At 33.6% G+C, this 12428-nt stretch carries 11 protein-coding genes; all 11 read left to right on the plus strand.

The features are described 5' to 3' along the window. Genes IEV17_RS14360 through galU form a run of 11 tightly spaced genes read left to right on the plus strand, consistent with a single transcriptional unit; the run spans nt 1 to nt 12424 of the window. Nucleotides 1–1086, plus strand: coding sequence for a DegT/DnrJ/EryC1/StrS family aminotransferase (locus IEV17_RS14360; protein ID WP_004665337.1), 1086 nt, complete (start codon nt 1–3; stop codon nt 1084–1086). Further along, nucleotides 1079–2323, plus strand: coding sequence for a glycosyltransferase (locus IEV17_RS14365; RefSeq protein WP_004665335.1), 1245 nt, complete (start codon nt 1079–1081; stop codon nt 2321–2323). Before IEV17_RS14360 ends, IEV17_RS14365 begins: the two co-directional genes overlap by 8 nt. Beyond that, nucleotides 2316–3725: an oligosaccharide flippase family protein gene (locus IEV17_RS14370; RefSeq protein WP_004665332.1), complete on the plus strand. Its 1410-nt coding sequence runs from the start codon at nt 2316–2318 to the stop codon at nt 3723–3725. The genes IEV17_RS14365 and IEV17_RS14370 overlap by 8 nt, the downstream gene beginning before the upstream one ends. After that, a complete protein-coding gene (locus tag IEV17_RS14375; RefSeq protein ID WP_004665331.1) occupies nt 3722–4870 on the plus strand; it encodes an O-antigen ligase family protein in 1149 nt (382 codons plus the stop codon). The genes IEV17_RS14370 and IEV17_RS14375 overlap by 4 nt, the downstream gene beginning before the upstream one ends. Before the next feature lie 16 nt (nt 4871–4886). Further along, nucleotides 4887–5996 carry a glycosyltransferase gene (locus IEV17_RS14380; RefSeq protein WP_004665329.1) on the plus strand — a complete coding sequence of 370 codons (1110 nt, stop codon included), beginning with the start codon at nt 4887–4889 and terminating at the stop codon, nt 5994–5996. Next, complete coding sequence (locus tag IEV17_RS14385; protein ID WP_004665326.1) at nt 5989–7128, plus strand: glycosyltransferase family 4 protein; 1140 nt, start codon at nt 5989–5991, stop codon at nt 7126–7128. The genes IEV17_RS14380 and IEV17_RS14385 overlap by 8 nt, the downstream gene beginning before the upstream one ends. A 4-nt stretch (nt 7129–7132) precedes the next feature. After that, the gene (locus tag IEV17_RS14390; protein ID WP_004665323.1) at nt 7133–8074 is read left to right on the plus strand and encodes an NAD-dependent epimerase/dehydratase family protein; all 942 of its coding nucleotides are present in this window, start codon (nt 7133–7135) and stop codon (nt 8072–8074) included. A gap of 14 nt (nt 8075–8088) precedes the next feature. Then, nucleotides 8089–9099, plus strand: a complete 1011-nt coding sequence (locus tag IEV17_RS14395; protein WP_004665321.1) for an MraY family glycosyltransferase — start codon at nt 8089–8091, stop codon at nt 9097–9099. Next, nucleotides 9092–9625: a PglD-related sugar-binding protein gene (locus IEV17_RS14400; RefSeq protein WP_004665319.1), complete on the plus strand. Its 534-nt coding sequence runs from the start codon at nt 9092–9094 to the stop codon at nt 9623–9625. Before IEV17_RS14395 ends, IEV17_RS14400 begins: the two co-directional genes overlap by 8 nt. 37 nt (nt 9626–9662) lie before the next feature. Further along, complete coding sequence (locus tag IEV17_RS14405; protein ID WP_034602140.1) at nt 9663–11537, plus strand: polysaccharide biosynthesis protein; 1875 nt, start codon at nt 9663–9665, stop codon at nt 11535–11537. Between the two features lie 11 nt (nt 11538–11548). Further along, nucleotides 11549–12424: a UTP--glucose-1-phosphate uridylyltransferase GalU gene (galU, locus tag IEV17_RS14410; protein WP_004665315.1), complete on the plus strand. Its 876-nt coding sequence runs from the start codon at nt 11549–11551 to the stop codon at nt 12422–12424. Nucleotides 12425–12428: the final 4 nt, after the last annotated feature.

Consider the following 12428-nt stretch of genomic DNA (forward strand, 5'->3'; position numbering starts at 1 on the left):
ATGATTGACTTTATTGATTTAAAAGCACAACAAAATCGAATTAAAGATAAAATTGATGCAGGTATTCAAAGTGTATTGACTCATGGTCAGTATATTTTAGGGCCAGAAGTTACGGAATTAGAAGAAAAGTTAGCTGCTTACGTTGGTGCGAAGTATTGTATTACTTGCGCGAATGGGACAGATGCTCTGCAAATCGCACAAATGGCATTTGGTATTGGACCAGGTGATGAAGTAATTACTCCAGGGTTTACTTATATTGCTACTGCTGAAACTGTTGCATTATTAGGTGCAAAGCCTGTTTATGTAGATGTAAATTCTAAGACCTATAATTTAGATGTGGAAAAATTAGAAGCAGCAATTACACCTAAAACAAAGGCTATTATTCCTGTGAGTTTATATGGTCAGTGTGCTGACTTTGATGCCATCAATGCGATTGCCACTAAGTATAATCTTCCTGTGATTGAAGATGCTGCACAAAGTTTTGGAGCGACTTATAAAGGTCGTAAAAGCTGTAATTTAAGTACAGTTGCTTGTACTAGTTTTTTCCCAAGTAAACCATTAGGTTGTTATGGTGATGGTGGTGCAATTTTCACTAATGACGAGGAGTTAGCTAAAGTCATTCGACAAATTGCTCGCCATGGACAAGATCGTCGTTATCACCATATTCGAGTTGGCGTTAATAGCCGTTTAGATACTATTCAAGCAGCAATTTTATTGCCAAAATTAGAAATTTTGGATGATGAAATGCAGGCACGTCAAAAAGTAGCTGAAATCTATAAGCAGTTATTTAATCAAGCCGGTGTTCACACCACACCATACCTAGAGCCACATAATACCAGCGCATGGGCACAATATACGATTCAGGTCGATAATCGAGCAGAAATCCAAAAAAAGTTACAAGAGCAAGGTATTCCAACAGCTGTACATTATCCAATTCCATTGAATAAACAACCAGCAGTTGCTGATACAAATGTATGGTTACCTGTAGGTGATGCGATTGCAGAAAGAGTCATGAGTTTGCCTATGCATCCTTATTTAAACAAGACAGATTTAGATTTTATTATATCTGGATATCTAAATGTCTAATTTATTAATGCTGACAGCAAGCTTTCCTTATGAGGGTGGGGAGCAATTTATAGAACCTGAAATAAATTTTTGGGGAGAAAGTAGTTTTAATAAAAAATATATTTTACCCGAAACTGGCTCTGTAAATAAGAGATATTATCCAGATAATATTTGCTTATTAAATGATTTAATAAATAGAAATAAGCATTTTATATTTATATTTATATTTATATCTTTTTTTAGTTCTATTTTCTGGAAAGAAGTTAAATATCTGGTTCTAAAAAGAGATTTAAACTTTGCAATATTTTTTTCGACTCTTTTTTTTGTTGCGAGAGTGCTTTTTTATAAATTATATTTAAAAAAAATTGTTAAGAGGCTTAAAGGTGAAATTCTAATATATTCTTATTGGAATGATATTGGGTATTATGCATCATGTTTATTAAAAAAAGAATATAAAAGAATAAAAATCATTTCAAGAGCACATGGTTTTGACTTATATGAAGAACGTAGGAAGTTTAGCTATATGCCTCTAAAAAGGCAGTTTAAAGATAATGCTGAAAAAATTTATTTACTTTCAGAAAGTGCTTTGGCGTACTATCGTGATAGATACTCCTATTCGGAAGAGAAATTAGATATATCTCGTTTAGGTGTATTTTTGCCTAATAAAATTAAATATTTTAATTCAGATAAAAAGACATTTACTGTTTTGAGTTTGTCATCATGTATTCCAATTAAACGGGTAGATAAAATTATAGATGCTATAAATCAATTTAGTATAAAAAATAATATCAGAGTGAACTGGGTACATATTGGTGATGGAGTGCTATTTGATCAGCTGAAAAATAAAACAAAAAAACTATCAGATTTAAATAATAATTTTAGTGGGACATTTTTAGGGCAATTAAGTAATAAAGATGTCCATGAATGGTTATCTATAACAAATGTAGATGTAATTATTAATGCTAGTGAGTCTGAAGGAGTTCCTGTTTCACTTATGGAAGCTATGAGTTATGGGATTCCTGCTATTGCTCCAGATATAGGGGGGATTTCAACTCTAATTGAAGAAAATAATGGTTATTTAATGTCATCTGCTGCAGATGTTTATGAAATTATAATGGGTTTAGAAACAATTTTTTCTTTACAAGATGTTAATTCATATAGAAATAGTGCGCGGAATATGATTGATAGGAAGTTTAATGCAGAAAAAAATTATAAAGCATTTATTTCTCAAGCAGAAAAAATGATAGAAAATGAATAAGAAAAAAATATTAGCTTATGCAATAGGTCCTGTGGGTTCAGGAATATTCAGCGTTGCGACCTTACCAATAATTACATGGTTTTATAATGTTGATGATGTAGGGCGCATTTCTATGTTGCAAGTATTTACATCATTTGCCATATTATTTTTTTGTTTAGGTTTAGATCAGTCGTATGTTAGAGCATATCATGATTCAGATAATAAACCCCTATTATTGAAACATGCAATGTTTCCAGGGGTTTGTATATGTATCTTGTCTTCTTTATTGATTTTCATATACAAACCAGATTTTATTTCTAAGATATTATATAGTGTTGAAAGTGTATATTTAAGTTTTTTAACATTTTTTTGTTTTATTGTTGCTTTAATCAGTCGATTTTTATCTCTTACTTTAAGGATGCAAGAGAGAGCAATAGCTTTTTCTATGAGCCAAGTGTTGCCTAAAATACTATTATTGCTATTTGTAATAAGTGCCGTAGTATGGGCTGGACGTGGAGATAGTAAACAACTATTTACTGCAAATGCGCTGGCTTTATTTGTTGCTTGCCTAATCTTTGCATGGAATACCCGTAATGATTGGATACCAGCATTTGCTCAGAAATTCGATAAGATAGAGTTTCAGACTCATTTATCCTATGGTTTTCCTCTTTTAATAGGAGGTCTTGCTTCATGGGGATTAAATGTATCAGATCGTATATTTTTAAGATTATTCTCTTCTTATACTGATCTCGGTGTTTATTCTGTAGCAATGAGTATTGCATCTGCTGCAACTATATTTGCAACCATTTTTAATACAATTTGGGCTCCCTTAGTCTTTAAGTGGGTGAGTAGTAGTGAAATTGATTTAAAGAAAATAGACGATATTTCAGAATATATTTTGATGGCTATATATTTTATAGTTGTTGTAGCAGGTTTGTTTTCATGGCTTTTAGACTTCATATTACCTAATCAATATCTTTCAGTTAAATATTTGATAATAACATGTATAATCGGACCTTTATTTTATACATTATCTGAAGTAACAGGTATAGGTATTGCAATAGCTAAGAAAACTAGATTTTCTATGTATGCTTCTATTGCGGCTATGCTCACAAGTATCGTTTTAAATTTTTTCCTAGTGAAAAAATTAGGTGCTTTAGGGGCAGCTATATCAACAGCTTTCTCATTTTGGTTTTTTTATATTTTACGAACGGAATTTTCTCAACTTGTTTGGCGGAAAACAATTAAAATTAGAGGTTATTTAATAACTTTTTCAATTTTATTAATTTCATCTATTTATTCACTTTTGATGATGAGTATAGGGTTGCAGATGGCTTATTGGGGAATGTTTTTAATCTTAGGTATGTTTATCTTCAAAAGGGAGATTAACTCTATTTTAAATCTTTTTAAGAGGCGAAGATGAGATATAAAAAATTTTCCTATTTTTTTCTGTTGGTATATATTTTTTTCTTTCATATATTAGAGAGTTATTCAAACTCTGCCGTACAAATAGGCACTTACTTTCTTGCTTTTCCCTTATTTCTATGTTGGATTTTGGAAAGCATTTTTTCTAAAATAGGTGTATTTTATAGATCAGAATTATTGCTGATTTTCTATATTTTTTATGCACTTCTAACATGTATTTGGAGTTGGGATATAGATTATTCATTTAATTATTTTTTTAGATTTTTTAGTGTTGCTCTTTTATATGTAATCATGCTGGATTTGATACGAGATTCTAATAGATTATTTCAGACTTTACTTGCATATGTTTTGGGGGTGTTACTAATAGCCTTTAGTGGTCTGAAGAATATTATTTATAATCAAAGTTATAATGAATGGACTGGTCGATTTTCAGCTGATGGGTTTGATCCAAATAATTTTGGTATTATTTTAAATATTGCGGTAATTTTTACTTATTTATTGATTTTTAATAAAAAAATAAAATTTATTTTTGCAGTTCCAATAATATTTTTATCCTCATTCTTAATTTTGTCTACGGGCTCAAGGGCATCTTTAGGTATATTTATTTTAGGTTTATTTCTAATTTTGTTACTTGTTGGTGTTAGAAAACCAATAATATTATTTATGCTTCCAGTTTTCTTATTCATATTTAGTGATGTTTTATTTGAGTATATCCCAATTGATTCTTTAAATAGAGCTACTTCAGGTGTTGATATGCAAGATGAAGATAGATTTCTTATTTGGAGATTAATTATAGATAAAGTTGATGGATTTAATTTTTTAATAGGTCATGGCTTTGGTACAACAGTTCCATTAATTGGTATGAATGCTCATAATACTTTTATTTCTAATTATTTTGAAGGCGGTTTTTTGGGTTTGCTCTTGTGGTCTGCTTTTATTTTTTATCATTATATAATCATTATTATTTCAATAATAAATACAAAGAATTTTAATGCTATTTTTATTTTTATTGCATTAACAAGTTTATTGGGAGCATTGTTAACATTGAATTGGGAGTTTAGGAAAGATCTTTTTATAATATTTGCTGTATCTGTTTTGATGTTTAAATTCATTAAACAATCAAAGTTAAACACGATTAATTAAGTATGTTGAGTGTTAAATGAAAATTCTACATTGTGCTATAATGCTCTCTTATTCTTCTGGTATATACCAACAAATGTGCTGGGAGCAAAAAGCAGCTAATATACTGGGTAAAGATTTAACGGTTAAAATTTTCTGCCCTCAGAATACTTATCCTAATCATGAGGTGGTTTTTCCTAGCCGTATGTCTAAATCGACAGGCTTTATTAAGAAAGCTCATGCATGGTTTCAGATAAGAAAAGAGTTTTATAATTGGCTATTAAACGAAAGCTCTAATTATGATGTGATTCTTTTAAGATATAGTGTTCATGATCCCTTCTTATTAAATTTTCTAAATAAGATCAAAATACCAGTTTATTTAGTACATCATACTCTCGAGCTACCTGAGCTTGATAGCCTTGGAGTTTTAGGTAAATGTCGTAGTCATGCAGATAGTTTATTAGGAAAAGCTTGCATATCCAGAGCAACAGGTATAATTGGTGTGACTCATGAGATTGTTGAATTTGAGCAAACGCGCATTATAAAGAAAAAAGAAAAAACATTAGTTTATCCTAATGGTGTATTTCTAGAATCAAAACTTTTTAATGATAATAGATCAGATATTCCAGAAATTTTATTTGTGGCAAGTTACTTTTTCGAATGGCATGGACTAGATCTATTATTGTCTAATTTGAAAAAGACAGATAAGAAATTTATTCTTCATGTGGTTGGTAATGTAGAGCAAGCTGATAAAGAACTAGCTATAAACGATAAACGTGTTATTTTTCATGGTCAACTTACTACAAAAGAAATTAATGATTTAGCAAAAAAATGTTGGGTTGGTTTATCCTCTTTTGCTTTATATCGAAAAGGTATGCATGAGGCCTGTACATTAAAAGTTAGAGAATATCTTAGTTTAGGGCTTCCTGTATATTCTGGGCATAGGGATATTTTTCCTGAGGACTTTTCTTATTATAAGAATGGAGCTCCTGATTTCGACTCTATTTTAGAATTCAGTGAAGATGTAAGAGATTATTCTAGAGAGCATGTGTTTAATTGTTCTGAGAGTTTTATTAATAAAGTTAATTTGGTTGATGATTTAATTAATCAATTGGAAAGATTAAACTATTCTTGTGAATCTCATGACTAAGAAAATTGTTATTATTGGTACAATTGCATCAAGCTTTTATGGTTTTCGTGCAGATTTGATTAAATCTTTACGTTGTAAAGGGTACGTGATCTATGCTTTTATTTCAGAGTATAAAGATACTGATTTAGAAAAAATAAGCTCTTTAGGTGCAATTCCTGTAATTTATGAATTAAATCGTGGAGGATTGAATCCTTTATTAGATTTAATAGCAACTTATAAGCTTTCCAATAAAATTCGTGAAATTAAACCTGATATCGTTTTTTCATACTTTAGTAAACCTGTTATTTTTGGAACTTTAGCTGCTAAATTGGCAGCAGTGCCTCGTCGAATTGGTATGTTAGAAGGTTTAGGATATACATTTACTGATCAGCCTAATGGAATATCTTCTAAGGCTAAGTTAATACGGAATATTCAAATCTTCTTATATAGAATCACATTTCCCTATTTAGATACGTTAATTTTTTTAAACCCTGATGATCCTGTAGATTTAGTAAAAAAATATTCTTTAACAATAAAAAGTGTAAGTATCTTAGGTGGAATCGGATTAAATTTGAAAGAATATCCTTATCGACCTGCTGCTACGATAAATGTACAAAAAATGCGATTCTTATTTATCGGTAGGTTGCTGAAAGAAAAAGGTATACATGAATTTGTAGCAGCAGCAAAGCTTGTAAAAAAAGAATATCCAGATAGTCAATTTACTGTACTAGGGGCGATTGATAAGAGTAATTTAGGGGCTTTATCTGAGACTGAGTTACTAGATCTAATAGAAACGGGAATTATAGAATACCCTGGTCATGTTGATAACATTCAGGAATGGATTGCCAATAGTGATGTTTTTGTTCTGCCGTCTTATCGTGAGGGTGTCCCTAGAAGTACCCAGGAAGCAATGGCAATTGGTCGAGCAATTATCACTACAGATGTCCCAGGATGCAGGGAAACTGTCGTTAATGGTGTGAATGGTTTTATTGTTCCAAAGTGGAATGCCGAAGAGTTGGCAAAAAAAATGATTTATTTCATTGAGCACCCAGAGCAAGTTCGTATGATGGGCGATCAAAGCCATAAAATTGCGATTGAAAAGTTTGATGCAGAAAAAGTAAATCAGCGCTTATTAGAAATATTGGGAATTTAAAAATATGAAGGTCTTACTCACAGGCAGCAACGGTTTCCTCGGTCAATATTTGTTACAATTTTTGGCTGAAAAAGGCGATTCAGTTTTAGCGCATACACGTAAAGCCCAAACATTTGATCATCCAAATATTAACAATATCAATTTTGACCTAAACGACAATTTAGACAACATTGATCTGAATCAAGTTGAGGTTGTTATTCACTGTGCAGGTCGTGCGCATGTCATGCATGAGACTGCCGTATCACCACTGGAAGCATATCGTCAAACCAATGTGCAAGGCACTTTAAACCTTGCACAAAAAGCGGAAAAAAGTGGCGTTAAACGATTTATCTACTTAAGCAGTATTAAAGTGAATGGTGAACAAACCACTACGCAAGCCTTTCACCCCAATGATGATGTGCATACAGATGACCCGTATGGTTTATCAAAATATGAAGCAGAACAAGCTTTACTTGAGCTATCTCAACATACAGGTTTAGAAGTTGTGATTATTCGCCCAGTACTTATTTATGGGCCGAACGTAAAAGCTAATTTTAAGAGTATGGTCTCTCTTGCGGCTAAGAAAATTCCTTTGCCTATCGGTTGTCTGGACAATAAACGTAGTATGGTTAGTGTCTTTAATTTAACAGACCTTATCCATATTTGTATGACCCATCCAAATGCTAACCGTGAAGTATTTCTAGCCAGCGATCAAGATGACATTTCAGTCAAACAGTTGTTTGAAAAGTTAGCGAAATGGCAAAATAACCAATTACTGATGCTACCTGTACCTAAAAGCTTAATTGTTTTTCTTGCAAGTTTGGCTGGAAAAAGAGCGCTTGCATCACGTCTATGTTCTGAATTGTTGGTAGATACTACGAAGAATACTCAACTTTTAGGCTGGACAGCACCTTATAGTGTCGATGAGAGCCTAGAAAAAATGTTTAATACACGTCATAAAAATTGAGTTTAGCCATAGATATGTCCATTCTAACGATCCTGATTTTCTTTATTCTTACGTTCAGTATGACCTATTTTATGCGAGTATATGCTTTAAAGAAAAATATTATAGATAATCCAAATGAGCGTAGCTCCCACAATATTCCGACCCCTAGAGGAGGAGGAGTTGCTGTTGTTGTTAGCTATATTATAGGAGTGATATTACTGATTTATTTGGATCAGTTATCTCAACACATTGGTTTAACACTTATTGTTTCTGGTTTCATAATAGCATTGTTAGGCTTCTTAGATGATCATGGGCATATTAACTCTATGCTCCGCTTAGCAATTCACTTTATGGTAGCTATAGGTGTTGTGGTGAGTTTAGGTGGTTTCTCAGAAGTCAAGATATTTAATGATTTTTCGTTGGGTTTTAGTGCAAATATAATTGCGGTTCTTTTTTTAGTTTGGTTGTTGAATTTATATAATTTCATGGATGGAATTAATGGTATTGCTAGTGTTGAAGCAATCACAACGATGATGAGCATGGCCGTAATTTATTTTATATTTAATCTCAAATTAAATATGGAAATACTGTGGTTATTGTCCGCATGTGCATTTGGTTTTTTACTCTGGAATTTTCCAAAAGCCAAGATTTTTATGGGGGATGCTTGTAGTGGTTTCCTTGGCTTGACACTAGGTATCTTAGCGTTAATAGCTCTCAAAGAAAATTTAGCATTATTTTGTGCTTGGATCATTTGTTTAGGGGTATTTATTGTGGATGCTACTTTTACATTGATACGTCGTGTGTTGGGTGGTTATAAAATGTACGATGCTCATCGTAGTCATGCATACCAAATTTTATCTAGGAAACTTAGTAGCCATACCCCCGTAACAATAGCAGTTGCTTTGGTTAATATTCTTTGGCTATTGCCTGTCGCATACTGGACAGTAAATACAGAATTTAATTATCCTGAGTTTGGTGTATTGGTTGCTTATCTCCCATTAATATTAGTCACGATATATTTGAAAGCTGGTGCTTCTAATGAATAATAAAAACAAGCCAAATTTACTGATTTTAGGGGCTGGTGGTTTTGGGAAATCCGTTGCGGAAGTGGCAACGTCGCTAGGTATTTGGCACGAAATTTTTTTTGTTGATGATAGTTGGCCTAGTACAACAGAAATAAATAATTATAAGATTATCTCAGATATTTTGAACCTAAGTGAGCTAAATTTATATGCTTATCAAGCAATTGTTGCCGTAGGGAATAATGGATTAAGACACAAATGGTATAAGATATTAGATGAATTAAATATACCGTTAGCCTCTGTTATAGACCCTACCTCTATCCTTTGTTCAAGCGTAAAGGTAGCGGATGGTGTAATTATTATGGCTGGTTGTGTAGTCGGTGCGGCAGTAAAAATTCAAAGCGGAGCTATTTTAAATCTCGGGACTTTAATTGATCATGATGTAGAAATTGGTTCGTGTGCCCATTTAAGCATTGGAGTTAAGGTAACTGGTGGTACGAAAATAGCCCCTCTCTCTTTTTTAAAGGCTGGTACTATTGTAGCAGGCTAAAAATTCATAAATTTGATTAAGAAGATATTTAATGTTTATTAAGGCAATAATACAAAAGTTTTCATTAGCACCAAGGCTTTTTAAACAAGCTTTTCTTGTCCTTTTAGATTTATTTGCTTTTCCTGTAATCCTATGGCTGTGTTATGTCATTCGCTTATTTGATTTAGGAGCAGAAGTTATACCTGGGCTTAACCACGGTGTACTTTTAATCACATTTTTTTCAATTATTAGCTTATTGTTGACAGGCGTTTATCATTTTATTGTTCGAACATTTGATGAAGTCTTTATCATCAAACTGGCATTTGCTGTATGCAGTATGATGATAATACTGTATGGATTTAATGCATTTAGTCATGCATATATTCCGATGTCGATTCCATTTATGTTTGGCTTTATGATGTTTGCATGGATATGGTGCAGTCGAGCATTTATTCGTTTTATTGTGAAAGCAACATTGCACACACATGGGGGCTGTAAAAGGGTTGCAATCTATGGTGCAGGTGATGCTGGTCAGCAAATCGCAGCAGCTTTACATCGCTCAGATGACCATACGCCAGTTTTCTTTATTGATGATAAAGTTTCATTACAAGATCAAATTGTAGGTGGCTTAAAAGTTTATTCTACTGCGAAAGCACTGCGGAATTTTAAAAAATATAAGATAGATGAAATCTTACTTGCTTTACCTTCTGTGGGGCGTGTACGAAAAAGTGAAATTATTCAACAACTAGAACCAGCGTTTGTGAAAGTCACAGAACTGCCAGGGCTCACAAAACTTGTTGATGGTGATATTCGAGTTTCAGATATCCGTGAGGTTGATATTATTGACCTTTTAGGACGAGATCCTGTTCCACCTATTGCCCATTTATTGGCTAAAAATATTCAAAATAAAATTGTTATGGTGACAGGTGCTGGCGGATCGATTGGTTCAGAGCTTTGTCGACAAATCATAAAAAATCAACCTAAAATGCTGGTTTTATATGAATTAACTGAGTTTGCATTATATGATATTGATAAAGAGTTAAGGCAAATTGCCAGTTGCGACATTGTTCCCATTTTAGGGACTGTACAAGATCAACAAAAATTAGAACGTATCATCGAACAATATCATGTGCAGACAGTCTATCATGCCGCCGCTTATAAACATGTTCCATTGGTTGAGTGTAATCCAATTGCTGGATTAAAAAATAATGCAATTGGAACCGCAAATAGTTTAAATGCCGCTGTAAAAAAAGGCGTGGAAACCTTTGTATTGATTTCAACGGATAAAGCAGTTAGACCGACGAATGTCATGGGTGCATCGAAACGGATGGCGGAATTGTATTGTCAAGCGGTGGCTGAGACGAAACCAAATACGCAGATTAGCATTGTGCGTTTCGGAAATGTATTAGGTTCATCAGGTTCAGTTGTACCTTTATTCAGACAGCAGATTGCAAAAGGTGGCCCAATTACGGTGACTCATCCTGATGTAACACGTTATTTTATGACGATTCCTGAAGCTTCTCAGTTAGTCATTCAAGCTGGGGCATTAGGTTCAGGTGGTGATGTGTTCTTACTCGATATGGGTGAACCTGTTCGAATTCAGGATTTAGCACGACAAATGATCGCTTTAAGTGGTTTAAAAGTTCGAGAAGCAAATACAACGGATGGTGATATTGAAATCGCTTATAGTGGTTTACGTCCGGGAGAAAAACTTTACGAGGAACTACTCATTGATCAAGATAACACAGATTATACCGAGCATACTCGTATTTTACGTTCTTTTGAAAAGCATTATCCGTTACAAGAGATTCAGTCTGTATTCAGTCGAATCAATCAAATGACTGCAGTAGATCATGATGTAGATTGGGCTTTAAGTCAGTTAGAATATTATGTTGATGGCTATAAACGTAGCGGCGAAGTACGAGTTAATTAAGAGAGTATTGTATGATCAAAAAAGCAATTTTACCCGTCGCAGGTTTAGGCACTCGTTTTTTACCTGCAAGTAAATCCATTCCAAAAGAAATGGTGACAGTTGTAGATCGTCCAGCAATTGAGTATGTAGTACGAGAAGCGGTTGAAGCGGGTATTGAGCAAATTATTTTGGTGACGCATTCATCTAAGGCATCAATTGAGAACTATTTTGATCGTAACTTTGAGTTAGAAACAACTTTAGAGCAAAAAAAGAAATTTGACCTGCTGAAAGAAATTACTGATATTTTACCGAAGCATGTCAGTGTGGTCAGTGTACGCCAACCACAAGCCCTAGGACTAGGTCATGCGGTATTGTGTGCGAAAGATATTGTGGGCGATGAAGCCTTTGCGGTGTTATTGCCTGATGTACTGGTTAAGAATCAAAGCTGTGATAATGATTTGTCCTTAATGATTCAGCGTTTTGAACAGTCGCAAGCAGCACAGATCATGGTAGAAGCAGTGCCTGATCATCTAGTCGATCAATATGGTATTGTGGATGTTGCAGTTACACCGAACGAAGGTGAAAGTATTACGATGCAGGGAATTGTTGAAAAGCCTGCTGTCGGCACAGCTCCTTCAAATCTATCGGTGGTGGGACGTTATATTTTACCCGTTCAGATTATGGGTCTATTAGCAGATACACCCCGTGGAGCAGGCAATGAAATTCAGCTCACGGATGCGATTGCAGCATTGCAGCGATCAGAAACTGTGGAAGCCTACCGTATGAAGGGGCAAACCTTTGATTGTGGTAGTAAGCTTGGATATTTAAAAGCTGTATTACACTATGGTGTCGAGCATCCAAAATTGGGCGCAGAGTTTAAGGGCTTAATCAAAAAATTAGCTCTATAAGTTA

It is taken from the genome of Acinetobacter modestus (assembly GCF_014636095.1).
GTDB lineage: Bacteria > Pseudomonadota > Gammaproteobacteria > Pseudomonadales > Moraxellaceae > Acinetobacter > Acinetobacter modestus.